General features: G+C 72.6%; 19 protein-coding genes. 9 read left to right on the top strand and 10 right to left on the bottom strand.

The window, feature by feature from the left end:
• Positions 1 to 17: 17 nt before the first annotated feature.
• Together AB0I21_RS29475 and AB0I21_RS29470 are read right to left on the bottom strand one after the other, a co-directional pair.
• Positions 18 to 602 carry a GNAT family N-acetyltransferase gene (locus AB0I21_RS29475; RefSeq protein ID WP_360565997.1) on the bottom strand — a complete coding sequence of 195 codons (585 nt, stop codon included), beginning with the start codon at positions 600 to 602 and terminating at the stop codon, positions 18 to 20.
• A complete protein-coding gene (locus AB0I21_RS29470) occupies positions 602 to 3,370 on the bottom strand; it encodes a cobyrinate a,c-diamide synthase (RefSeq protein ID WP_360565995.1) in 2,769 nt (922 codons plus the stop codon). Before AB0I21_RS29470 ends, AB0I21_RS29475 begins: the two co-directional genes overlap by 1 nt.
• Positions 3,371 to 3,466: 96 nt before the next feature.
• Between AB0I21_RS29470 and AB0I21_RS29465 the strand changes: the two genes are divergently transcribed.
• A complete protein-coding gene (locus tag AB0I21_RS29465) occupies positions 3,467 to 4,252 on the top strand; it encodes an SURF1 family protein (RefSeq protein ID WP_360565993.1) in 786 nt (261 codons plus the stop codon).
• A 1,450-nt stretch (positions 4,253 to 5,702) separates the two neighbouring features.
• Here the strand turns inward: AB0I21_RS29465 and AB0I21_RS29460 are convergent.
• From AB0I21_RS29460 to AB0I21_RS29445, 4 genes are all read right to left on the bottom strand, one after another.
• Positions 5,703 to 7,229 (bottom strand): ATP-dependent DNA ligase, encoded by a 1,527-nt coding sequence (locus tag AB0I21_RS29460; RefSeq protein WP_360565991.1) that lies wholly within the window; start codon positions 7,227 to 7,229, stop codon positions 5,703 to 5,705.
• A gap of 37 nt (positions 7,230 to 7,266) precedes the next feature.
• Positions 7,267 to 7,503, bottom strand: a complete 237-nt coding sequence (locus AB0I21_RS29455; protein ID WP_344512018.1) for a hypothetical protein — start codon at positions 7,501 to 7,503, stop codon at positions 7,267 to 7,269.
• 83 nt (positions 7,504 to 7,586) lie between these two features.
• Complete coding sequence (locus AB0I21_RS29450; protein ID WP_360565989.1) at positions 7,587 to 9,068, bottom strand: bifunctional diguanylate cyclase/phosphodiesterase; 1,482 nt, start codon at positions 9,066 to 9,068, stop codon at positions 7,587 to 7,589.
• 111 nt (positions 9,069 to 9,179) lie between these two features.
• The gene (locus AB0I21_RS29445) at positions 9,180 to 9,398 is read right to left on the bottom strand and encodes a hypothetical protein (protein ID WP_033364102.1); all 219 of its coding nucleotides are present in this window, start codon (positions 9,396 to 9,398) and stop codon (positions 9,180 to 9,182) included.
• 405 nt (positions 9,399 to 9,803) lie between these two features.
• Between AB0I21_RS29445 and AB0I21_RS29440 the strand changes: the two genes are divergently transcribed.
• From AB0I21_RS29440 to AB0I21_RS29415, 6 genes are all read left to right on the top strand, one after another.
• On the top strand, positions 9,804 to 11,525 hold the full coding sequence (locus AB0I21_RS29440; protein ID WP_360565987.1) for a DNRLRE domain-containing protein: 1,722 nt from the start codon (positions 9,804 to 9,806) through the stop codon (positions 11,523 to 11,525).
• A 228-nt stretch (positions 11,526 to 11,753) separates the two neighbouring features.
• Positions 11,754 to 13,310 (top strand): S8 family serine peptidase, encoded by a 1,557-nt coding sequence (locus tag AB0I21_RS29435; protein WP_360565986.1) that lies wholly within the window; start codon positions 11,754 to 11,756, stop codon positions 13,308 to 13,310.
• Positions 13,311 to 13,456: 146 nt separating this feature from the next.
• A complete protein-coding gene (locus AB0I21_RS29430; RefSeq protein ID WP_360565984.1) occupies positions 13,457 to 14,074 on the top strand; it encodes an SRPBCC family protein in 618 nt (205 codons plus the stop codon).
• 125 nt (positions 14,075 to 14,199) lie between these two features.
• Positions 14,200 to 14,574, top strand: coding sequence for a response regulator (locus AB0I21_RS29425; protein WP_203847576.1), 375 nt, complete (start codon positions 14,200 to 14,202; stop codon positions 14,572 to 14,574).
• Entirely contained in the window at positions 14,571 to 15,674 is a 1,104-nt protein-coding gene (locus tag AB0I21_RS29420) for a HEAT repeat domain-containing protein (RefSeq protein WP_360565983.1), read from the top strand. The genes AB0I21_RS29425 and AB0I21_RS29420 overlap by 4 nt, the downstream gene beginning before the upstream one ends.
• The gene (locus tag AB0I21_RS29415; RefSeq protein ID WP_360565981.1) at positions 15,671 to 17,194 is read left to right on the top strand and encodes a glycosyltransferase; all 1,524 of its coding nucleotides are present in this window, start codon (positions 15,671 to 15,673) and stop codon (positions 17,192 to 17,194) included. The genes AB0I21_RS29420 and AB0I21_RS29415 overlap by 4 nt, the downstream gene beginning before the upstream one ends.
• Here the strand turns inward: AB0I21_RS29415 and AB0I21_RS29410 are convergent.
• The 4 genes from AB0I21_RS29410 to AB0I21_RS29395 form a co-directional block, all read right to left on the bottom strand.
• Positions 17,160 to 18,845 carry an ATP-binding protein gene (locus AB0I21_RS29410; RefSeq protein WP_360565979.1) on the bottom strand — a complete coding sequence of 562 codons (1,686 nt, stop codon included), beginning with the start codon at positions 18,843 to 18,845 and terminating at the stop codon, positions 17,160 to 17,162. The two genes, AB0I21_RS29415 and AB0I21_RS29410, sit on opposite strands and share 35 nt — an antisense overlap.
• Before the next feature lie 109 nt (positions 18,846 to 18,954).
• Entirely contained in the window at positions 18,955 to 19,683 is a 729-nt protein-coding gene (locus AB0I21_RS29405; protein ID WP_344512039.1) for a hydrolase, read from the bottom strand.
• Between the two features lie 106 nt (positions 19,684 to 19,789).
• A complete protein-coding gene (locus AB0I21_RS29400) occupies positions 19,790 to 20,500 on the bottom strand; it encodes a response regulator transcription factor (protein WP_344512041.1) in 711 nt (236 codons plus the stop codon).
• Positions 20,497 to 22,380, bottom strand: a complete 1,884-nt coding sequence (locus tag AB0I21_RS29395) for an ATP-binding protein (RefSeq protein ID WP_360565977.1) — start codon at positions 22,378 to 22,380, stop codon at positions 20,497 to 20,499. The genes AB0I21_RS29400 and AB0I21_RS29395 overlap by 4 nt, the downstream gene beginning before the upstream one ends.
• A 160-nt stretch (positions 22,381 to 22,540) precedes the next feature.
• On the opposite strand from AB0I21_RS29395, the gene AB0I21_RS29390 reads away from it, so the two are divergent.
• Positions 22,541 to 23,260, top strand: coding sequence for a histidine kinase dimerization/phospho-acceptor domain-containing protein (locus tag AB0I21_RS29390; RefSeq protein ID WP_360565975.1), 720 nt, complete (start codon positions 22,541 to 22,543; stop codon positions 23,258 to 23,260).
• Between the two features lie 36 nt (positions 23,261 to 23,296).
• Positions 23,297 to 23,683: a DUF3224 domain-containing protein gene (locus AB0I21_RS29385; RefSeq protein WP_360565973.1), complete on the top strand. Its 387-nt coding sequence runs from the start codon at positions 23,297 to 23,299 to the stop codon at positions 23,681 to 23,683.
• The last annotated feature ends 6 nt before the right edge of the window (positions 23,684 to 23,689 follow it).

The following is a 23,689-nucleotide window of genomic DNA, read 5'->3' as shown; positions in this document are numbered from 1 at the left end:
CCCGCCGCCTCGGGCGGTCAGACGCCCCCACTGATGTCGGCCGGGACCAGTGACCAGCTCTCGAGGTCCACCCGGCCGGTGTACAGCGACCCCGCGTTGCGCATGAGCCCCTCGTACGTGAAGCCGGCCTTCTCCGCGACCCGCCGCGACGCGACGTTGCCGGGGGCGACCCGCAGCTCGATGCGCTGGAACCGGTGCTCCAGCAGCAGCGACAGCGCCAGTACGTCGACCGCCTCGGGCGCGACGCCGTAGCCGCGGGCGTCGGCGGCCACCGCGTACGCGATCTCCGTCGACCTGGTCAGCCAGTCCGTGTTCTTCGTCCACAGGCAGCCGACGAGCCGCTCGTCCTCGCGCCGCACGATCCCGTAGTGGTCGCCGGCGCCGCTGTCCCGGCGCTCGACGGCCAGCTCCGTGCACCAGGCGTAGCCGTCGAACTCGCTGTTGTCGTCCTGCGCGATCGGCAGCCACCGCCGGACGAGCTTGTCGGCGAAGATCTCACCGACCCGCTTGTCGTCGTCGGCGCACAGCGGGCGCACCGTGAGCCTGGGCGTCTGGACCGACAGCGACGGGAAGCGGCGCAGCGCCACCGACCAGGTCGACACTAGGCGGCCTCCGTCGCACCGCCGGCGGGCGGACCCGACGTCGGCGGCCCGTCCCCCTCGGCCCCCTCGGTCGCCGGCCGCTGCACCACGGCCTGCGGCGCCTGCGGCGTGGCCTGCGGCGCTTGCGTCGTGGCCTGCGGCGCCTGTGGCGTGGCCTGCGGCGCTTGCGTCGTGGCCGGGAGCGCTTGCGTCGTGGCCGGGGGTGCGGAGACCGGGTCGCTCTCCTGGACCGGCAGCTGCAGGTACGCCGTCGGCGCCTCCTCCAGGCGCTCGGCGGCGGGGATCGCCGTCATCCCGCCGGGCGCCGCCGACACGGGCGCGGCGACGGTCGGCATCGGGGCGGGCGAGACCGGCACGGCCGCCGACGTCGCCGGATCGGCCGGCCACTGGTGGCCGCTCCCGGCGCTCGACGGCGGGGTCGACACCGGCCCGGACGCGCCGACGGATCCGGCGGCCTCGGCGGCGCCGGCCTGGCCGGTCGCGATCACGGCGTCGACCGCGACGGCACCCGCGCCGGCCACGCCGGGCCCGGACACGGGGCTGGACGCGGCGACGGTCCCGGCCGCCTCGGCGGCGTCGCCGGGGGCCGTGCCTGCGGGTGGGGTCGAGACGGACATGGGCGGGGCGGAGACAGTCGTCGGCACAACCCCAGACGATGGCAGCCCGGAGGCCGTCGCGGGCGCGTTCGCGGGGGAAGACACCCCAACGCTCGCCTCAGCAGCCGCGGTGTCCGCTCCGGCGTCGCCCGTCACCGCGGTTTCAGCTCCGGCGGTCTGGCTCGCGGACGCCAGGGCGACCGCCACCCGGCTGGTGGGGCCGAACGGGCTCGACGCGATGCCGTCCTGGTCTTCGTGCTGCTCGTCCTGAGCGCTGCCGGCCTCGGCCGGCGGCTGGGGCCCCTGGGTCGCGATGGCCGCGATCGGCTCCTGGGGCCGCCGGGGCTCCTGGGTCGCGATGGCCGCGGTCGGCGGCTCCTCGGCGCCCGCCACCGGGAGCGCGCCCGGTCCGACCACCGGAGCGGGCGGCGAGTACGTCGTCGGCGGGGCGGTGTACCCGGCAGGTGCCGAGACCGGGCCGGGGACCGACACGGGGCTGGCGGCCGGGGGCGTGCCCAGGCCGGGCGCGCTCACGCCAGCCGGGGCGAAGCCGGCCGGTGCGGAGACGGGGCTCGCGCCGGGCGGGGCCGGGGTGCGCGCCGGGTCGGGCTTGGTCAGGCCGATCCGGGCGTCGCCGGTGTCCGCCGCTGCCGGCACGGCGGCGGTGCCGCTCACCGGGGCGGCCGGGAACTGCAGGGTCGTGCCGCCCGACGGGGCTTGCGCCGCCGGTGCCACGGACGGACGGCCATACGGATGGGTGCTCGGTGTCGTCCACTGCCCGTGCACCGGCGTGGCGGCGGCGCCGGCCGAGGCCACGAAGCGGGACGCGATGGACGGCGTGCCGGCCCAGTGCAGGCCGAGGTACGACGCGTGGACGCCGCGGTGCACGAAGCCCTCCGCGGGGCCGCCGGCCCAGGTCCAGGCGGCCTGCAGGCCGGCCCGGGGGCTGATCGTGGTCCGGTGCATCTTGTGCCCGACGACCTGGGCACCGACCGGGAGCAGCACCGACGAGCTGCGGGCGGTCGCCTCCCGGTACCCCAGGACGACCAGGTCGGTCTCGCGGGCCGAGGCGTCGACGACACCGCACATGGGCCGGCCGTTGAAGTCGCGGCAGAGCCACACCAGGCCGGTGCCCTCCGCGGCGATCGGCTTGCCGGCGGCGGCGTGCGCGGCGACGGCGGCGCGGAGGCGGGTGTTGAAGCCGAGCTCCTCCGCGTACGACTCGGGGAGCGCGCCGCCGACGACGAGACCGTCCACGCCGGCGGGGAGCGCCTCGTCGCGCAGCGGGTCGAACGGCACGACCTCGGCACCGGCGGCGGTGAGCAGCTCGGCGGTCTCCGGGTAGGCGAACGCGACCCCGATGACCGGGCGGCGGCCGATGCGCGTGACGGCCGGCTCGGCGACCCGCGCGGCGGCGACCTCCTCGGCGGCGTTCCACGGGTCGGTGGTGAGCCGGGGCGCGGAGCGGGCCAGGGCCATCACCCGGTCGATGTCGACGGCCCCCGCGATCACCTCGCCGAGGCGCCGCACCGCGCGGACCGCGTCGAGGTTGTGGTGGACCACGGGCGCGACCCCGTGGTGCCGCGACGGCAGCGGCGCGCCGGCGTCGCCGATGTCGGTGAGCGCGTGGCGACGCAGCGCGCCGAGCACCGGCACCCCGATGTCGTCGAGCGCCTCGCGCAGCAGCTGCTCGTGCCGCGACGAGGCGACCCGGTTGAGGATGACGCCGCCGAGCCACAGCAGCTCGTCGTACGCCCGGAAGCCATGCACCAGAGCGGCCACCGACTGCCCCATGGCGCCGACGTCCACGACCAGGACCACGGGCGCCCGCAGCAGGCCGGAGATCTGCGCCGTGGACTCGCTGTCGGTGCGGCCCGCGAGCCCGTCGAACAGCCCCATCGTGCCCTCGACGACCGCGATGTCCAGCGACTGTGCCCCGTGCGCGAACAGCGGCCCCACCCGCTTCGCCCCGATCATCCGCGGATCGAGATTCCGCCCGGGCCGTCCCGCGGCCAGCCCGAGATACGCGGCGTCGACGTGGTCCGGACCGATCTTGAACCCGGCGGCCCGGTAACCCCGGGCCGACAGCGCGGACAGCAGGCCTACGGAAACGGCAGTCTTGCCGTGACCGGAGGATGGCGCGCTGATCACCAGCCTCGGGATCGTGCTCATGATGCTCCTCTGGCGCTGGGGCAAACGTGTGTCCCGGACGATACCGGGTGGGCGCCACAGCAACTGTCCGGAACGCACCGGATACCGTTCTTGCTTGTGTACCGGTTTCTCGCGTCGCCCCGGTGGCTCGGCTACGCCGCGCTGACCGTCGCCGCCGCGACGGTCATGGTGCTTCTGGGCCTCTGGCAGCTCGACCGCTATCACCAGCGCGCGTCGATCAACGCCCGCATCACGGCGGGCACGTCGGCCACCCCGGTCCCGCTCACCGACGCCGTCCCCCGCCCCGCCGGCACCCCCGGCACCACCGGCCCCGCCCCCCACGCCGACACGGAGTGGCTCCGCGTGCAGGTCACCGGCCAGTTCGACCCGTCCCGCGAGATCCTCGTCCGCGGCCGCACCGTCGAGGGCCGGGTGGGCTTCGAGGTGCTCACCCCGCTGGTCCTGCCCGACGGCACCGCCGTGCTCGTCGACCGCGGCTGGGTGCCCCCCGCCGAGTCAGGCGCCCTCGCCATGCCGTCGGTCCCTCCTGCCCCGCCCGGCGAGCAGACCGTCCTCGGCCGCCTCCGCCCGTCGGAGAGCCGCGGCGGCCCGCCCAAGGAGGTCAACGGCCGCCTGGAGATCCGCCGCATCACCCCGTCGGCCCTCGCCCCGTCGATGCCGTACCCGGTGTACAACGCCTACGTCAGCACCGACCAGCCCGCCCCCGGCCTGACCGCGGTGGCCCCCGAGAAGCAGAACGCCCTGCAGAACGCCGGCTACGTCCTGCAGTGGTGGCTCCTGGCCATCCTCACGCTGTTCGGTTTCGCCTACCTCGCCCGCAAGGAAGCCCGAGGCCCCGAACCCGAAGACCTCCTCGACGACCTCGCGGACTCCCCCGCATAACCCCACAAGTCATGACCCCGACCTGTCGCCCGGCTCGAGTCCAGAAGCCGACAGCGCGGCACCCCGGGAGCGCCTGTGAGCGCCAGAGAAATCCGCTGCAGCCGACGCTGCGCGCAGGCGTCCGTTCATCAGGACCCCACCAATAAGGATCTCGACCGCATCTCAACCCATTAACGAACACTTCGCCACAAACCGGTTCTGCCCACGAAGACCGGCACCACGAACCGGCCCGCCCGGAGCCGTCGCCACAACCGGTCCGCCCACGGAGGCCGTCGCAACCGGACCCACCCGGCGGGGAAGCCGGAAGGCCCCACTCGCACCTGGGCGAGCAACGCACCCACCAACCGCACACTCTGGCTCGCTCTCGGCCAACCCGTCACGGAGCCCAAGACCCGCCCGTCACGACCCTGCCAGCTCGGACGATGACCACATCACGACCCGCCCGGCCCACGGACACCGCGACACAAACGGCCTGCCCACGGAGACCGTCCACACGACCCAACCGCGGAGGCAGGACACCACCCGCGGGGACCGGCGGCGCAACGGTCCACCGACAGAAGCCAGCACCACGACCCGGCTGCCCGCGGAGGCCCGACCACACAACGGCCCACCCACGCGAACGGCAGCAACATCACGACCCAACCTGACCCCGGAGCCCGACGACCAGCCCGCCCGTGAAGACAGGACACCGCCCGCGGAGGCCGACGGCACAACAGTCCACCGAGGCCAGCGCCACTGCCAGGCTGAGGCCAGCGCCACTGCCAGGCTGCCCGCGGAGGCCCGACCACACAACGGCCCACCCACGCGAACGGCAGCAACATCACGACCCAACCCGACCCCAGAACCCAGCGACCCACCCAACCTGACCCCGGAGCCCGACGACCAGCCCGCCCGTGAAGACAGAACACCGCCCGCGGAGGCCGACGGCACAACAGTCCACCGAGGCCAGCGCCACTGCCAGGCTGCCCGCGGAGGCCCGACCACACAACGGCCCACCCACGCGAACGGCAGCAACATCACGACCCAACCCGACCCCATAGCCCAGCGACCCACCCAGCCTGACCCCGGAGCCCAGCGACCCACCCAACCTGACCCCGGAGCCCGGCGACCAGCCCGCCCGTGAAGACAGAACACCGCCCGCGGAGGCCGACAGCGCAACGGTCCACCGACAGAGGCCAGCGCCACTGCCGGGCTGCCCGTGCCGGCGACAGCACAGCGGCCCACCCGCGCGAACGGCACCAACGGCACCAACGGCACCAACGGCACGACCCAACCCGACCCGAGGCCAGCGACCCAACCCGACCCCGAGGCCAGCGACCCCCCAACCTGCCCGCAGAGGTAGGACGCCGACCGCGGAGGCAGGACGCACGCCGTGGGGCAAAGGGCACACGAGCCAGGACGCCCGGCTGCGAGGTGGGTGGGTGGCGAGGTCAGTGGGGGTGGGATCGGGTCAGGAGTCGGTGGGGTGGGTGGAGGTGTGGATGGCGCGGACGGCGTCGATGGTGTCGGCGTCCTCGGGGCGTTTGTCCTCGCGGTAGCGCAGGACGCGGGCGAAGCGCAGGGCCACGCCGCCGGGGTAGCGGGGAGATTTCTGGACGCCGTCGAAGGCGATCTCCACGACCAGCTCGGGGCGGACCTTGACGACCCAGTCGGACTCTTCGACGGCGAGGGACTTCAGGCGGTCGGTCTGCCAGCGGAGCATCTCGTCGGTCATGCCCTTGAAGGTCTTGCCGAGCATGACGAAGCCGCCGGTCTCGGGGTCGCGGGCGCCGAGGTGGAGGTTGGACAGCAGGCCCTTGCGGCGGCCGTGGCCCCACTCGACGGCGAGGACTACCAGGTCGAGGGTGTGGCGGGGCTTGACCTTGACCCAGGCGGAGCCGCGCCGGCCGACGTCATAGGGGGCGGCGGCGGACTTGATGACGAGGCCCTCGTGGCCGGCGGCGACGGCGGCGGCGAAGACGCGCTCGGCGTCGTCGGGTGAGGTGAGCATGGTGCGCTCGACGCGCAGGCCGGCGGGGACGGCGCGCTCCAGGGCCGCCCAGCGCACGGAGGCCGGCTCGTCGAGCAGGTCGGCGCCGTCCAGGTGCAGGATGTCGAAGAAGAACGGCTGGAGCACGGCGGTGCCGTCGCGGCGGGCGGCGCGGCTGGAGGTCTCCTGGAAGGGGACGGCGCGGCCGGTGTCGTCGACGCCGACGGCCTCGCCGTCGAGGACGATCGAGGTGACGTCGAGGGCGCGGACGGCCTCGACGACCACGGGGACGCGGGCGGTGAGGTCGTCGAGGCTGCGGCTGAAGACCGAGATCTGGTCGCCGGTGCGGTGGACCTGGATGCGGACGCCGTCGATCTTCGTGTCGGCGGCGGCGGGGACGCCCGTGTCGGCGAGGGCGTCGGTGGGGGTGGCGGCGCTCTGGGCGAGCATCGGGGAGAGCGGGCGGCCGACGGTGAGCGCATAGCCGGCGAGGGCGTCGGCGCCGCCGGTGAGGGCGTCGGCGGCCACGAGCTTCAGGTCGCCGGCGAGCAGCAGGGCGCGGCGGACCTGGGCGATGGGGACGCCGGAGGCGCGGGCGACGGCGTCGACGAGGAGGCCGGCCTGGGCGCCCTGCCGCAGCTCGCCGCTGAGCAGGCCGATCAGGAAGCGGCGCTCGGGCTCGGTGGCGGCGCCGAAGAGCTCGGCGACGGCCTGCCGCCGGGCCGCCTGCGAGCCCTTGCCGGACAGCCGCGACATGGCGGCGAAGGCCTCGTCGACGTCGGTGACGGACAGGGAGGCGGTCTCGGCGGGCGGTGGCAGCTCCCGCAGCGACGCATAGCCGACGCCGGTCTGGCGCTGGCGCAGCTCACCGGACAGGTAGGAGGCGCCCGGCGAAAGCTCGGAAGGCTCCAGCTTCCGCAGCGCGTCGGCGAGTAGGTCGATCTTGGCGTTGCGCCCCGGGGTCCGCGCGACGTCGGCGGAGACGGAGGCCAGCTCGACGAATCTCATACCCCGGATTCTCACCCAGGGGTACGACAAGAACACCTCAGGCGGCGTACGCCAGCCGCACCGCGCCCAGGACCCAGCCCATCCGGCTGACGGCGGTGTCGGGGTGCTCCCCGAACTCGTGCGCGACCAGTGCGGCGCAGCCACGCGGCCCGTGCCGCCGGACGCTGCGCATCACCGCGGTGCGGATGTGCTCGGGGCTCATCTGATCGGAGGACTGCACGTCGGAGACGAACAGTGCTTCGGCCCGGACGTGTTCCAGAAGCTGCGGCGTCATCTTGTACCCCCTTCGGCTCCTCCAATCACACGCTCCCGCAGGTGTACCGCCGTGTCCGCCGGGTTGCGGACAGGGTGACACCGTCAAAACGACAGTTGCGCCGCCGGCACGGGCCGGGAGTACAGGTAGCCCTGCGCGTACTGGCAGCCCAGCGCCTTCAACGCCTGGGCCTGCGCGGCGGTCTCGACCCCCTCGGCGACCGTGTGCAGCGACAACCCCTCCGCCAGCTGCAGGATCACCTTCATCAGGGTCGAGTCGACACCCGAGGCCGTGAAGGTCCGGTCGATCTTGAGGATGTCGACCGGGAGGTGTACGAGGTACGCCAGCGACGAATACCCGGTGCCGAAGTCGTCGACGGCGATCCGCACGCCCCGCTCCCGCAGCAGCCCGAGCCGCGCCGTGCGCTCGGCGTCGTCGACGAGCACCGACTCGGTGAGCTCCAGGACCAGCGCGGCGGGCGGCAGCCCGGTCTCGTCGAGCACCGCGAGGACCCGCTCGGCGAAGTCCTCCTCGCGCAGCTGGTGCCCGGACACGTTGACGGTCACGGCGACCCCGTCGCGCTCGAACCACGCCTTCGCGTCGGTGCACGCCTGCCGCAGCACCCACCAGCCCAGCGGCACGATCATCCCGATGGCCTCGGCGACCGGGATGAAGGTCAGCGGCGGCACCCCGCCGGCCGGCCAGCGCAGCAGCGCCTCGACCGCGGTGACCCGCTCGTCGAGCAGGCGGACGACCGGCTGGTAGTGCAGCTCGAACTCGCCCGCGGCAAGGGCCCGGCGCAGCCCCGAGGCCAGCTCGCGGTGGCGGGCCGCGGCGGCGCGCAGGTCGGGCTCGAAGCGGACGACCCGGTCCTTGCCGGCCGTCTTCGCCGCGTCCAGGGCCAGATCGGCGTCGCGCAGCACGTCGGCGGAGCTGCGCTGGTCGCCGACCGCGACGAGCCCGGCGCTGCCGGTGAGGTGCACCTGGCGGCCGGCCACCGGGTACGACGGCCGCAGCTGCGCGAACGCCGCCTCGAACGCGTCCGAAGCGCCGCGCCAGACGACCGCGAACTCGTCGTCGCCGAGGCGGGCCAGGACGTCGGCGTCGGGCAGCGCCGCCCGCAGCCGGTGCGACACCTGCTTGAGCAGCTCGTCGCCGGCCTCGTGGCCGAGCGTGTCGTTGACGTCCTTGAAGCCGTCGAGGTCGAGGAGCGCGACCGTGAAACCCGGCGGCGACGCCCCGGTGAGCACCCTGTCGAGCCGTTCGGTGAGCTGCCGCCGGTTGGCCAGCCCGGTCACCGGGTCACGGGTGGCGCGCTGCCGCAGCTCCCGCTCCAGCCCCTTGCTGCGCGCCGACGAACTGGCGAGCGACCGCCTGAGCCGATCGGACCGCTGCCGCACCAGCAGCACCGCCGCACCGGCCGCGGCGAGCGCCACGAGCATGGCGAGGCCGGACAGCGCTTGCTGGAGCATCGCCGGTACAGACAGCGAAAACGCGACGAGGAACACTCCGGCGACGGCGAGCAGGGCGGCGGGCCGGCCCACCATCGGGGCGGGTCGCGGATGAGGGCTCGGCTTGCGTCGCACGCTCCGATGCTAGCTATCACAAATCCGATTTTTCGCTACCTAACGGACAACACGCACGCAAGCAAAAGGCGGGCCTCCCCGTGGGGAAGCCCGCCTTCGCGGGTCGGCGTGTCAGCCGCGCCAGTCGAAGCCCGCCTCGACCACGATCTTGTCGGCGGTGGCGGCGATCCGGTCGGCGAACTTGTTGGTGTGGTGCCCGCAGAAGGCCAGGTCACCGGCGGCGCCGAAGGTCACGCGAGCCTTGGCGGCGGCACCGCAGCTGTCGCAGCGCTCCCCCGTCAGCTCGGGGACGACGTGAACGGCCGGGCGCGAGATCAGCATCGGGGTCATCTCAGTCTCCTCGAGTCGAAGCGGTCAGCTGCTGCTTGAAATGTGGCTTTTCTGAGTGTTGAGCCTTACCTACCTAACAGTACGTTCGCCTGAATTAAGCGACTAGTTCGTAAGCGTTGGCTTTTGGTCACAGCCAGGTTGCCGACTCTGCCCGTTCGTCCGATGCATCACCGGTGAAGGTCACATACCCGCCCGGCAACTTCTCGACACCACCTGCATTTCCGCACCGTGCACGCCTGCCACGTCCACTGTGGACAGCTCGCACAAGGACCGGGCACCCGAACGGCAACGCACGGCGAACCAGGGGTGTACCCCGAGGTGCCGAATCTTGTGGAGGTCCGGATGACACCGGCCGGACTGCGACACCGCTCCACAGGATTTGCATCCACGGAAGGGCCTCCATACATGATTCGCCGCCACACCCGCGCATTGATGCCGCTCGCCGCGCTCACCATTGGTGCCACCGCCGGCGCCGTGTCCCTCACCGGCATGGCCGGCGCGGAGGCCACCGGCACCGCCGGCGCCTCGACCACGAGCGTCGTCCGCACCGGAGCGGGTGAGGACGGCTACAGCTCCAGCAGCCGCCCGTCGTTCAACTTCGGCGCCTCGGACACCCTCGTCGCCGGCCGCTCCGGCGCCGACACGATGGTCACGTACCTGAAGTTCACGGTCGCGAACCCCGGCCCCGGCGCGACCGTCAAGAACGCCCAGGTCGTGCTGACCCGGGAGAGCAAGGCGCTGCCGAACGCCCTGTCGCTGAGCCGGGTCGCCGACACGACCTGGACCGAGAAGTCCCTGACGGCGAAGAACGACCCGGCGATCGGCGCGGTCGTCAGCAACGCCAAGCCGAAGAGCGACGCGGCCGCCGTCACCTTCGACGTCAGCGCGGTCGTCAAGGGCGCCGGGACGTACACGTTCGCGGTGACCTCCCGGGTCGCCAACACCCCGGCCCGCTTCAGGTCCTCCGAGGCGGCCACCGGCAAGCCCAGCCTGAACCTCACCGTCGCCCGGCCGGCCGCCACCAAGCCGCCGGTGGAGGCCACCCCCACGCCGACCAAGCCGGCTCCTACCCCGACCAAGCCGGCTCCCACCCCGAGCAAGCCGGCCCCCACCCCGAGCAAGCCCGTGGCCACGCCGACGACGCCCGCCCCCACGACGCCGGCACCGACCACGCCGGCCGGTGGCTGCGCCGTCGACGCGAAGCTCGTCCCCTCCTGCGGCGTGCTGTGGGGCGCGGCCGCCGGCGGCTTCTCCGACGTGCCGCGCGACGAGGCGCTGAAGACCTTCGAGCAGAAGAGCGGCCGGACGTCGACGATCTATCACACGTACCACAAGGGCGACGAGCTCTTCCCCACCAAGAACGAGATCGCGATGACCAGCGACCCGGCCAACCCGCGGACGCTGATGCTGAACTGGAAGGTCGGCTACGGCACGAAGTGGGCCAACGTCGCCAACGGTGACCAGGACGCCCGCATCGACCGCCTCTCGACCTACATCAAGACCAACTACGGCACGAAGAAGTTCTTCATGGTCCTGCACCACGAGCCGGAGAACGACGTCGTCGCCACGGCGGGCTCGGGCATGACCGCCAAGGACTACGCCGCGATGTTCCGCCACACCGTCCTGCGCATGAAGGCCAACGGGGTCGCCAACGCCGTCTTCGTCGTTGCCTACATGAACTACGAGAAGTGGAACAACACGTCCTGGTGGGGCGACCTCTACCCCGGCGACGACGTCGTGGACTGGGTCGGCGTCGACACCTACAACAACGCGCAGCCCGGCGGCTTCCACACCGGTGACTTCAACTACATGATGAACCGCACCACCGACGCGGCGAAGTTCCCCGGCTGGTACACCTGGGCCACCACCAAGCACCCCGGCAAGCCAATCATGGTCGCCGAGTGGGGCGTCTACGACTCGTCGACGGTCGTCGACGGCAAGAACAAGGCGAACGTGTTCGCCACCGTCCTGCCGCAGCTGGCGAAGATGCCGCAGATCAAGGGCCTGGTCTACTTCGAGACCGCCAAGGACCAGAACGGTCACGACATCCGCATGGACGACACCCCGGAGGCCCTCGCGGCGTTCCGGAAGATCGCCGCCGACCCGCGTTTCAACGTCAAGATCTGACCCCGTCACGGAGGAAATGGGCCGCCCGTCCCGGGCGGCCCTTTTCGGTGTCCACCGGTCGCCGGCCGGCGGCCCGAACCGGGGGACGGGGCAACTGCGCTGCTACCCGGCGGGTCCCGGGAGCACCACCGACGGCCCGCAATCTTCTTTCTGCAAGGCAATGACAGCAAATGTGAAAGCAAGGGATGTAGAAATATGATGAACCGCCGCGTCCTCACCGTTCTGGCCATGACCGCCGCCGCTGCCGGCTCCTTCTCCTTCGCATCCGCCGCCGCGGCCGCCCCCGCCGAAGGCACCGTCCGCGGTGCCGGCGAGGCCGGGGCGCTCAAGGACCGCTACATCGTGGTCCTGAAGGACGGCTCGACGACGTCCTCCGACGCCCTCGCGGGCAAGGTCGGCGGCTCGGTGAGCACGCGGTTCGACAGCACCGTCAAGGGCTTCTCCGGCAAGATGAGCGCGACCTCCGCGCGCCGCCTCGCCGCCGACCCGGCCGTCAAGTACGTCGAGCAGGACCGCGTCGTGCACGTCGAGGCCACCCAGTCCGGCGCGACGTGGGGCCTGGACCGCATCGACCAGGCGGCCCTGCCGCTCAACGGCAGCTACACCTACGGGCCGGCCGGCAACGTCACCGCGTACATCATCGACACCGGCATCCGGCTCACCCACAGCGAGTTCGGCGGCCGCGCCAAGTCCGGCTACGACTTCGTCGACAAGGACTCGGACGCGACGGACTGCCAGGGCCACGGCACGCACGTCGCCGGCACCGTCGGCGGCGCCACCTACGGCGTCGCGAAGGACGTCAAGCTCGTCGGCGTCCGGGTGCTGGACTGCCAGGGCAGCGGCTCCTACTCGCAGATCATCGCCGGCGTCGACTGGGTGACGAAGAACGCCGTCAAGCCCGCCGTCGCCAACATGAGCCTCGGCGGCTCGGCCGGCTCCACGCTCGACGACGCGGTGAAGAAGTCGATCGCGTCGGGCGTCACGTATGTCGTCGCCGGCGGCAACGACTCCGCCAACGCCTGCACGAAGTCCCCGGCCCGCCTGCCCGAGGCGATCACGGTCGGCGCCACCGACAGCAAGGACGCCCGCGCCAGCTTCTCCAACTTCGGCAGCTGCCTGGACCTGTTCGCGCCCGGCGTGAGCATCCTGTCCAGCGCCAACAGCGGCAACACCGGCACGACCAAGATGAGCGGCACCTCGATGGCCAGCCCGCACGTCGCCGGCGCGGCCGCCCTCTACCTGGCCGGTCACCCGACCGCCACCCCGGCGCAGGTCCGCGACGCGATCGTCAACGGCGCCGTCAGCGGCAAGGTCACGGGCGCCGGCACCGGCTCGCCCAACAAGCTGCTCAACACCACCGCGCTGATCTCCACGACCGCGCCGACCAACCCGCCGACCACCACCCCGACCACCCCGACGACGCCGACCACCCCGGCCACCTGCGCCGCGGCCTCCAACAACGCCGACTACTTCATCGCCGACCGGGCCACCGTCAACAGCAAGGTCACCATCGCCGGCTGCGCCGGGACCGCCTCCAAGACCTCGACCGTCAAGGTGGCCGTGAAGCACACCGACCGTGGCGACCTGCGTGTCGACCTGATCGCCCCGGACGGCACCGCGTACAAGCTGAAGTCCTCGATCTCCGGTGACGACGTGGCCAACCTGACCGCGACCTACACCGTGAACCTCTCCACGGAGACCCGCAACGGCGTGTGGACCCTCCGCGTGCAGGACGTCTTCGCCGGTGACACCGGCACGCTGGACACCTGGACCCTGATCGTCTGATTGCTCACCTCCCCCGGTGACTGATGGCCCCCGCGCGATGGCGCGGGGGCCATCGGCGTGGTAACCGTTGCAGAAACCGCGAATCGGTCTCAACTAGGTCTAACCCGTCGGTACGGTGTTTGGGCATCCGAGACTAGGGGGTCGCCATGAGCACAGCGAGAGAGTCCATTGAGGTGGCCGTCCCGGCCGGGGTCGCGTACGAGCAGCTCACCCACTTCGAGAACTACCCGCAGTTCATGTCCGGGGTGATGAGCATGGCGCCGATCGACGCCTCGACGGCCCACATGGTGCTGGACATCGGCGGCAACCGCGCGGAGTTCGACGCCCGGATCACCGAGACGCGCCCCGGCGAGTTCCTGTGCTGGGAGGCTCTCGACGGCCCGCAGGTCAGCGAGGCGCTGCGGCTCGAGCCGATGGCCGACGGCATGACCAGGGTCATCGCGGAGCTGCAGATCGACGCCCGCGAGCTGATGCCGACCGAGCAGCACGCCGTCGAGGTGCTCAACCGGCGGCTCAAGGCGGACCTCAAGGGCTTCAAGCGCTTCTGCGAGGAGGCCGCCACGAAGACCACGGTCGACCGCCCGGCGGCGACGGCCACCAACCGCCCCGTGACGGCGACGCCGGCGACCATCGCGCGCGGCATCGCGTCCGCGTCCGGCATGACGCACGCCTCCAACGAGCGCCCGCCGCAGGGCCCGCCCGCCGCCGGCAACCTCGGCCCCATGCAGCACATGCAGGCCCGTGGCAGGCAGACCCGGATCTGAGCACTCCGGACAGGACAGAAGGGGCGCCGGCCGCAGGCCGGCGTCCTTCGTCGATCAGCGAACAATCACCCGAAAAGCCACATATGATGAAATCTCATAAAGGGTGAGAGGGGCGAGGACTGCTCATGACCGCCATCCTGGTCGCCGACGATGACATGGACATCAGGGACCTCGTCGCCTTCAAGCTCGAGCAGGCCGGTTACGACGTCGTCGCGGTCGACAACGGGCTCGCCGCGCTCACCGAGGCGACCCAGAACCCGCCGGACCTCGTCGTGCTCGACGTCATGATGCCCGGCATGTCCGGCATCGACGTGTGCCGCCAGCTGCGGCAGGACGCCGGCACGAAGGCACTGCCGATCATCCTGCTCACGGCCCGCGCCCAGGAGGGCGACGTGGAGGTCGGCTTCGGCGCCGGCGCCGACGACTACATCGTCAAGCCCTTCAGCCCCCGGGAGCTGGTGAGCCGCGTCGAGGCCGTGCTGGCGCGGATGCGCACGTGACGCTCGCCGGCGCCGCCCTCGTGGCGCTGGCCGTCCTGCTCGTCGTGGCGCTGGTCTTCGGCGGCCTCATCGTCGGCGGCAGGGCCGTGCGCCGCGCCCGCGAGGCCCGCCGCGCCAAGCTCGCCACGCCCGCCCGCCGGCTGCTGCTCGCCATCGCCGCCGGGGACGACGATCCCGAGCAGGTCGAGGCGCTCGTGCGCCTGTCCGACGAGGTCTGGCAGGCGGTGGAGCCCAACGCGATCGCCCTGCTGGGCAAGGTCCGCGGCGAGGCGCACACCACGCTCGTCGACGTGTTCGAGCGCCGCGGCGCCGCCTGGCGGGCCCGCAGCCGGCTGCGCCGCCGCGACCCGGTGGCCCGCGCACAGGCCGCCGAGGTGCTGGGCAACCTGGGCCGCAAGGACGCGCTGCTGCCGCTGTGCGACCTGCTCGGCGACCCCGACCCCGACGTCCGGGTGGTCGCCGCCCGCTCGCTCGGCCGCATCGGCGACGCCGGCGCGACCCAGCCGCTGCTCGCCACCCTGGCCAGCCGGCGCATGGTGCCGCAGCAGGTCGTCGCGACCGCGCTGACCAGGCTCGGCACCGCCGCGCAGGGTGCGCTGCTCGCCAGCCTCGACGACCCGCGGGCACCGATCCGCGCGACCGCCGCGGAGGTCCTCGGTCTCATCGGTGCCGTCGGTGCCACCGTTCGGGTGGAGAGCGCGCTGCGCGCGGACCCGTCGCTCGACGTGCGGATCAGCGCCGCCCGGACCCTCGGCCGCCTCGGCACCCGCACCGCCCTGGCACCGCTGCTCGACTCCCTCGAGCCGGACCGCCCCGTCGCCCTGCGGGCGGAGGCCGCGAAGGCCCTCGGCGAGCTGGGCGCCGTCACCGCCGCGTCCGCGCTGACCGTGCTGCTGTCCGACATCGAGTACGTGGTGGCCCACAACGCGGCCCGCTCGCTGCTGCGCCTCGGCGGCGCCGGCCGGGCGGCGCTCACCGCGGCGGAGCACCGGGCCGAGACCGAGCCCGACGACGAGCGGGTCCTGCTCGGTGCCGCGCACGCCCGCGAGGCGCTGGCCGCGGCCGAGCTCGACGACCACCGCCGGCAACTCGTGCCATGACCGCGGATTGGGTGCGGCAGCTGCTGACCGTCACGGACGTGTTCATCCTGACGTACTTCCTGCTGATCAACTCCAGCTACCTGGTGCTGATCGTGCTCGCGTCGGCCGAGTTCGTGCACCACATGCGGCGGGTGCCGTTCGCCGGGCACGAGGAGACGTACCGCAGCCCGCTCACGCAGCCGGTCTCGGTGCTGGTCCCGGCGTACAACGAGTCGGCCGGCATCGTGCAGTCGGTCCAGGCGATGCTCGCCCTGCGCTACCCGGTCTTCGAGGTCATCGTCATCGACGACGGATCCACCGACGACACGTTCGAGCGGCTGCGGGAGGAGTTCGGCCTGGTCGAGGTGCCCCGCGTGGTGCCCGACGCGACCCCCACCCGGGGGCGCATCCAGTCGGTGCACGTGCCGAGGGAGCGGCCGGACCCGCTCGTCGTGGTGCGCAAGCAGAACGGCGGCAAGACCGACGCGGTCAACACGGGCATCAACGTCGCCCAGTACCCGCTCGTCTGCATGGTCGACGCCGACTCGGTGCTCGACCCGCAGGCGCTGCTGTCGGTGGCGAAACCCTTCACCGACGACCCGATCCGCACCGTCGCGTCCGGCGGCGTCATCCGCGTCGCGAACGGCTGCACGGTCGTCGCCGGCCGTATCGTCGACGTCCGGATGCCGCGCAACTGGCTGCCCAGAGTGCAGGTGGTGGAGTACCTGCGGGCGTTCCTGCTGGGCCGGACCGGCTGGTCGAGGATCGGCGGGCTGCTCATCATCTCCGGCGCGTTCGGCATCTTCCGCCGGGACCTGCTCGTCGAGGTCGGCGGGCTCGACCACGACTGCATCGGCGAGGACGCGGAGCTGGTCGTCCGGCTGCACCGGCACCTGCGCCGGCAGCGCCGCGACTACCGGATCGTGTTCGTCGCCGAGCCGGTGTCCTGGAGCGAGGCGCCCAGCTCGCTGAAGGTGCTCGGCAAGCAGCGCCGCCGGTGGCACCGGGGCATCACCGAGATCCTCCGCAAGCACCGGTCGATGATCCTGAACCCGAGGTACGGGCGGATCGGGCTCGTCGCGATGCCCTACTACGTGCTGTTCGAGCTGCTGGCGCCGATCGTCGAGCTGGCCGGGGTGGTCCTCGTCCCGCTCGGGCTGTACGTCGGCGCGATCGACGCCCGGTTCGCGCTCGTGTTCGTCGCCGTCGCGTACGGCTACGCGCTGCTGCTGAACCTGATCGCGCTGACGGTCGAGGAGTACTCGTTCCACCGGTACCACCGCTGGACGGACCTCATCGCCTCGGTCCTCGCGTCGGTGCTGGAGAACTTCGGCTACCGGCAGCTGACCGCGATGTGGCGGACGATGGGCATGTGGGCCGCGATCAAGGGCGGCAAGCACGAGTGGGGCCAGATGACCCGCACCGGCTTCCAGACGGTCCTGACACCCGAGAAGACACCAGAGACGACAGCCGGGAAGTCACCGGTCGAGAAGGCGGCGAAGCCGGTCACAGCCAAAGAGGACGTTCACGCGGAATCCTGATCGTGAAGGTGGTGCCGGCGCCGACGACGCTGTCGACGGCGATCTCGCCGCCGTGACCCTCCACGATCGTCTTCGTGATCGCCAGGCCGAGCCCGGCGCCCTGCACGGCCTCGCGGACGGCGAACGTGCCGCGGAAGAACCGCGTGAAGAGCTTCCCCTGCTCCGCCTCGTCGATGCCCACCCCCGTGTCGCGGACCACGATCACCACGTGGTCGCCGTCGTGCTGCGCGGTCATCTCGATGAGCCCGCCGTCGGGGGTGAAGTTGATCCCGTTGACCAGCAGGTTGACCAGGGCGCGCTCGAGCTGCTCGGGGTCGGCGTCGACGGTGCCGAGGTGCGGGGCGGTGCGCAGCTCCAGGCGGTGGCCGCGGCGCTTGGCCCGCGGCTCGACGGCCTTGCGCGCGGCGACGAGCACATCGGTGAGGTCGGTGCGGACCAGCTCGAGGTCGAAGACCCCGGCCTCGACCTTGGAGATGGTGAGGAGGTCCTCGATGAGCGCCCGCAGCCGGTCGGAGTTGCGGCCGATGACCTGCAGCATCCGCGCCTGCGCCGGGTTGAGCTCGCCGGCCTCGCCGGAGGTGAGGACCTCCAGGTGGCCGATGACGTTGGTCAGCGGCGTGCGGAACTCGTGCGACACGGTCGCCACGAAGTCGCTCTTGACCAGGTCGAGCTCGCGGAGCCGGGAGACCGCCTCGCGCTCGTGCTCGTAGGCGGCGCGCAGCGCGTCCTCGGTGCGCTTGCGGTCGGTGATGTCGTGCACGAAGGCGTTGAAGCTCCAGCCCTGCATCGCGTCCCGCACGGCCCAGATGGCGAGCTCGATCGGGAACTCGTAGCCGTTGGCGTGCCAGGCGGCGATCTCGATCCGGTTGTCGAGCACGTGCCGCTCGCCCGTGGTCAGGAAGCGGCCGACGCCGAGGTGGTGGGCCTCGCGGAAGCGCGGCGGCACGATCGTGTCGGCCAGCCGGCGGCCGATCGCCTCCTCCTTCGACAGGCCGAAGACCTTCTCGGCGGCGGCGTTCCAGCCGGTGATCATGCCGCCCTCGTCCATCGCGACGAAGGCCTCGATGCAGCTGTCGAGAATGCGCTCCATGCGCTCGGTGCCGAAGCGCAGCGCCTGGGTGGCGGCCATGCGGTCGGCGACCCGGCCGAGCTGGATGCCGACGTCGGCCATGATCTCCAGCAGTCGCGGGTCGGGGTCCGCCGGCTCGATGGTGAAGAACTCCAGCACGGCCGCGACGACCCCGCGGGCGGTGATCGGGAAGGCGATGGCGGCGCCGACGCCCGTGGTCGCGCCCGGGATGCGGGCGCGCATGAAGTTGACGTCCGTGGAGACGTCCGCCGTCCAGACGGGGCGGCCGGTGCGGGCGGCGCTGCCGACGATGCCGCCGCCGTACGTGAACCGGAGCCCTTCGCTCGCGCTGCGCAGCCCGCCGAAGGAGTCGGGGACCTCCTCGTACCAGATGTCCGTGGACACGAAGACGCGCCGGTCGCGCTCGTCGGGCAGGCACAGGTGGCCGGCGTCCCAGCCGGTGGCGGCGCAGACCGCCTTGATCACCGGCAGCCCGGCGTCGGCGATGCTGTCCGCCTCGTTCGCGATCCGGGTCGCCTCCTGCAACAGGGAGACGAGGACGAGTTCGCGATCCTTCGACACATCTTCGATCCTAAAGTCGGACCCGCCGCGATCTGCCCTTTTCGAGCGGATAACGGCGGGTCCTGACTGGATCGCGGGCTGCGGGCCGCGGGCCCGTGGGTGAAACCGTTCAGGCCGTGGCCGGCGAGCACTGCAGCGCCGCCGCGACCTCGCGGACGTAGCGGTAGAAGCCGACCTCGCTGGCGCGGACGCCGTCGCTGACCGCGACCAGCCGCACGCCGCCCTCGGCGCACGCCTGGGCGAAGCGCAGCCCGGGCAGCCGGTGCCGCTCGCTGACCTCGACGACCGTGCCGTTGGTGCGGCACGCCTCGACCAGGTCGGCGATCGCCGCGTCCGGCACCGCGGACTCGTCGATGCCGGCCCGGGCGAGGAAGTCCAGCGGGCGGGCGAGGCGGGTCGGCGCGTAGCGGGAGACCCGCTCCACGGCCAGGCCCGTCACGGTGACCACCTGGTCGATGACGTCCAGGGCACGCATGGTGCCGTTGTCGATGAGCCCGCGCACGGCGTCGGGGCTGAGCAGCCCGGCGGGCAGCGGCAGCCGGTTGAGCCCGACGGAGATGACCTCGAGGCCGTTGAGGTCGGACGGGAACGCCAGCCAGCCGTCGATGCCGATCGCCTCGACCTCGACGCCGCGGCGCAGGACGAGGTCGGTGCGCTGCTGGGCGCGCTGGATCGAGGCGAGGTACGGCGACAGCCAGCTCGTGTCGGGACCCACGCGGTCGGCGAACGTCACCTCGGTCAGCCCCGCCTGCTCGGCGCTGGCCACGAGGACGCTGACACTGTCCCGGCCGGACGAGAAGGCGGTGTGGACGTGGCCGTCAACGAGCTGGTCGATCATGTGGGCTCTCTTCCCTGGGGCTGGCTGCTCTTTCCAGGTATCAGGTTGCCGGGCCCGGGTCCCCTCCCCCGGTCCCGGCCAGTTGCGCTTGGGTTGACGGAGCCCCTCACTCGCCGGCGCGGTCCAGCACCGGCCGCCGGTACCGGTAGCCGAACCCCCGCACGGACTCGATCGGCGACGCGTCCGGGTCGGTCCAGCCGAGCTTGCGCCGCAGCCGCAGGACCGCGAACTTGACCCGCTCCGGACCGATGCCGGTCGGGTCGTCCCAGGCCTGGGCGAGCAGCTGGTTGGGCGACAGCACCGCGCCGGCATGCCGGACCAGCACGTTCAGCAGGCGGAACTCGGTGGGCGTGAGCCGCACCTCGTCACCGGCCACGAAGGTGCGGCGGGCGGCCGGGTCGATACGCAGGACGCCGTCGTCGTACACCTCGTCGGCCCAGGACGCTGGTCCGGCGCTGCGCCGCAGCAGCGCCTCGACCCGGGCCACGAGCTCCGCGTTGGTGAACGGCTTGGTGAGGTAGTCGTCCGCGCCGCCGCGCAGGCCGCGCACCTTGTCGGACTCCTGCCCGTGCGCGGTCAGCAGCAGCACCGGGACGTCGCTGACGTCGCGCAGCCGCTCCAGGACCTGCCATCCGTCCATGCCGGGCAGTCCGATGTCGAGGATGACGAGCTCGGGGCGCTCCGTGTAGGCGTCCCTGAGTCCGGTCCTGCCGTCCTTGGCGTGTGCGACCTGGTGTCCGGCCCGCGTCAGCAGCAGGCGCAGAGCCATGGCGATATCTGGATCGTCCTCGACCACGAGAAGCCGGCTCACGATCATCCCCCAATTCGTGCTGGTCGCGAAGGCAACGACAGCGTGACCGTCGTGCCGACCCCTTCGGTGCTGGCGACGCTGATGCCGCCACCGTGCAGTTCGACGATGGCCCGGCTCACCACGAGCCCGAGCCCCGTGCCGGGCATGACCTGCCGCCCGACCGCCGCGGCGACGTTGGAGCCGCGGAAGAATGCGCTGAAGAGCCGGGGCAGGTCGGCGGCGGGTATGCCGACGCCCGAGTCCGCCACGGCGACCGTCCAGCCGTCGCCGTCTGGCCCGGCCCGGACGGTGACCCTGCCGCCGCTCGGCGTGAACTTCACGGCGTTGCTGACCAGGTTGTCCACCACCTGGTGCACCCGGGTGTCGTCGCAGATCACCTCGGGCCCGTCCTCGCACTCCAGCACCAGCTCCAGCCCGGCCGCGAGCGCCGCCGGGGTCCGCTCGGCGACGGCGACGGCGAGGAGCTCCGGCAGCCGGGTCGGCATCGGCCGCAGCTGGAGGGTGCGCGCCTCGAGCCGGGACAGCAGCAGCAGGTCCTCGATGAGGCGCAGCAGCCGGTTGGCGTTGCGGTCGATCACGTCGAGGTAGGTGCGCTGGTCCTCGCTGAGATCGCCGGTGGTGACGTCGCCGAGCAGGTGCGCGAACGCGACGACCGACGACAGCGGGCCGCGCAGCTCGTGCGAGACGGTGGCGACGAACTCGTTGTTGAGCGCGGTCGCCTCGATCAGCGCCTGGTTGCGCTCCTCCAGCCCGCGGCTGCGCTCCTCCAGGCCCCGGCTGCGCTCCTCCAGCCCGCGGTGGACCGCGACCCTGGCGGTGACGTCCCGGAGGTGCACGAGGGTGCCCGAGTCCGTCTCGCCGGGGCCGGCGACCGGCACCAGATCGATCTCCAGGACCCGCCCGTCGTCGAACGGGATCTCCTCGCCGACGATCGCGCGCCGCAGGATGAACGCCTCGCGCAGCCGCTGGATCCGCGCCGAGTCCCGGCCGACCCGCTCGACCGCGCGGCCGATGACCGCGGCCCAGTCGAGCGGGTCGTCCTCGGTCAGGTCGCCGCGCGACGCGCCGGGGCCGACCATGCCCGTGTCCAGGAGCCGGTGCGCGGCGAGGTTCGCCAGCCGGACCCGGCCCTGCTCGTCGAGCAGCAGCAGCCCGTCGTCCATCGTCTCGACGAGCCGCGCGAGGCGCTGCCGCTCGACGGCGGCGGTGCGCTCGGTCTCGCGCTGACGGGTGACGTCGATGCCGAAGAAGACGACGACACCGACCTGGGCGTCGTCGACGAACGTGCGGGCGGCGACCTCGATGACGCGCCACCGGCCGGCGGCGGTGCACAGCCGCAGGTCGGTGGTCCCGGACGGGTGGTGGCCGGCGCAGCAGGTCAGGAACATGGCGACGGCCGCGGGCCGGTCGTCGGGGTGGATCAGGTCGACGAGGCGGTAGTCCGGGGGTCTGTGCCGGTCGTGCCCGAGGACCGTGCCGAACGAGTCGGACAGCGCGCTCCATCCCCGGGCGGGGTCGACGGTCAGGATCATGGCCCGCGCGCCGGTGGTGATCGCCCACGCGAGGGGCGAGCCGAGCATCGGCGGTGGCGGCACGGCGCGGCACGGCTGGACGAGGGCGCGGTCGGCGGCGGCGGCGATCTCGGCGGCGGCGGCGAGCAGCTCGGTGCGGGCGGGCGCGGCGCTGAACTCGACCCGCAGCTCCTGGCCCCACTGGGCCGGGCCGACCGGGAGCCGCTCCAGCAGGTCGAGCTCGCCGACGACCGGGGTCAGCGCGGCGACGATCTCCGCGGAGCGGACACCGGAGAAGCCCCGCAGCTGCGCGACGAGGCGCTGCGCGTCCACCACGGTGGTCGCGTTCGCGGCACGGACCACCAGGTCGACCACAGCGCCTTCGATCAGGCCCGTGTCAACCAGACGGTCGGTCTCTCCACGCAAAGCTCTCCTCGGCCGGCAGCCTTTGCGACATTTGCCGCTTACTGTCGGTACACACATATCCTACGCAATGTAATGACATGTCCTGTAACGTTTCCGAAGTACCGAGGGGGTGCTCATCGCTGACGACACCGCCACAGAAGCCACCGGATCGCCCGACGCGGCCACCGGCTCCGGCATGTCCCAGCTGGGGACCGAGTTCATCCGGGTGGCCGCGCACGAGCTGCGGACACCATTGACGTCGATCATCACGTTCGCCAACATGCTCGACGCCGCCGAGGACACCCTCGAGCTCGACCCGGCCGACCGGCACGCCGCGCTCGCCGCCATCCGGCGCAACGCGGAGCGCATGCAGCTCACCGTCGCCGACCTCATGCTGCTGGCCGAGCTGGAGTCCGCCGAGGCGCCGCTCGACGCGGTCCGGGTCGACCTGCGGCCGCTGCTCCATGAGGTCACCGGCGGGCTCGCCGTCGCCCTGGACGTGCCGGACACCGCGCACCTCTTCGGTGACGGGCCGCTGCTGCGGCAACTGCTGCGCACCGCCGTGGACGTCGCCGGCCTGGTCAACGACGCGGACCGGCCGGTCGCCGTGACCGCCGCCCGCGCCGGCGGCACCTGGACGGTGCTGGTGGCCGCCACGGTCGCGGGCCCGCTGAGCGCCGAGCGCCTGCTGTCGATGCGGATCCCGCACCCCGACCACCCTGGCGAGCACCGCACCGCGGCACTCGCGCTCATGCTCGGCCGCGAGATCGCCGCCCGTCACGGCGGCGGCATGGTGACCTGCGTGGAGCAGCGCGGCGTCACCGTCCGGATCACGCTGCCCCATTCCTGACGGTGGTTGTCAGGTTCGTACGGGAGGCTGCCACCCATGGAAACCAAGGCCGTCGCGCCGTTCACGATCGAGACCTGGGAAGACGACCTCTGCGACGAGCGCGCCGGGGCCCGCCTGTCGCGCACCAGGATCACCAAGACGTTCACCGGCGACTTCGCCGGCACCAGCGAGGCCTTCACGGTCATGTGCCACGCGGCGGTCCAGGAGTCCTCCGCGTACGTCGGCTTCGAACGCTTCCTGGGCAGCCTCCACGGCCGGGCCGGGACGTTCGTGCTGCACCACACCGCGTCGGGCGCCGGCGCCTCCTGGACAGTCGTGCCGGACACCGGCACCGGCGAGCTGACCGGCATCCGCGGCGTCGCCGACATCTCGATCGCCGAGGGCGGCGCGCACACCCTGACTCTGCGGTACGAACTGGGCTGACCAGCA

The organism is Dactylosporangium sp. NPDC050588 (assembly GCF_040654975.1).
GTDB classification, from domain to species: domain Bacteria; phylum Actinomycetota; class Actinomycetes; order Mycobacteriales; family Micromonosporaceae; genus Dactylosporangium; species Dactylosporangium maewongense.
This window is presented reverse-complemented; position numbering and strand designations above follow the sequence as displayed.

Bases quoted from the DNA above. Each gene is read 5' to 3' on its own strand.
- AB0I21_RS29440 (WP_360565987.1), top strand. From the start codon at position 9,804: ATGATTCGCCGCCACACCCGCGCATTGATGCCGCTCGCCGCGCTCACC.
- AB0I21_RS29430 (WP_360565984.1), top strand. From the start codon at position 13,457: ATGAGCACAGCGAGAGAGTCCATTGAGGTGGCCGTCCCGGCCGGGGTC.
- AB0I21_RS29435 (WP_360565986.1), top strand. From the start codon at position 11,754: ATGACCGCCGCCGCTGCCGGCTCCTTCTCCTTCGCATCCGCCGCCGCG.
- AB0I21_RS29470 (WP_360565995.1), bottom strand. From the start codon at position 3,370: ATGAGCACGATCCCGAGGCTGGTGATCAGCGCGCCATCCTCCGGTCAC.
- AB0I21_RS29445 (WP_033364102.1), bottom strand. From the start codon at position 9,398: ATGACCCCGATGCTGATCTCGCGCCCGGCCGTTCACGTCGTCCCCGAG.
- AB0I21_RS29385 (WP_360565973.1), top strand. From the start codon at position 23,297: ATGGAAACCAAGGCCGTCGCGCCGTTCACGATCGAGACCTGGGAAGAC.
- AB0I21_RS29405 (WP_344512039.1), bottom strand. From the start codon at position 19,683: ATGATCGACCAGCTCGTTGACGGCCACGTCCACACCGCCTTCTCGTCC.
- AB0I21_RS29455 (WP_344512018.1), bottom strand. From the start codon at position 7,503: ATGACGCCGCAGCTTCTGGAACACGTCCGGGCCGAAGCACTGTTCGTC.
- AB0I21_RS29415 (WP_360565981.1), top strand. From the start codon at position 15,671: ATGACCGCGGATTGGGTGCGGCAGCTGCTGACCGTCACGGACGTGTTC.
- AB0I21_RS29425 (WP_203847576.1), top strand. From the start codon at position 14,200: ATGACCGCCATCCTGGTCGCCGACGATGACATGGACATCAGGGACCTC.
- AB0I21_RS29460 (WP_360565991.1), bottom strand. From the start codon at position 7,229: ATGAGATTCGTCGAGCTGGCCTCCGTCTCCGCCGACGTCGCGCGGACC.
- AB0I21_RS29400 (WP_344512041.1), bottom strand. From the start codon at position 20,500: ATGATCGTGAGCCGGCTTCTCGTGGTCGAGGACGATCCAGATATCGCC.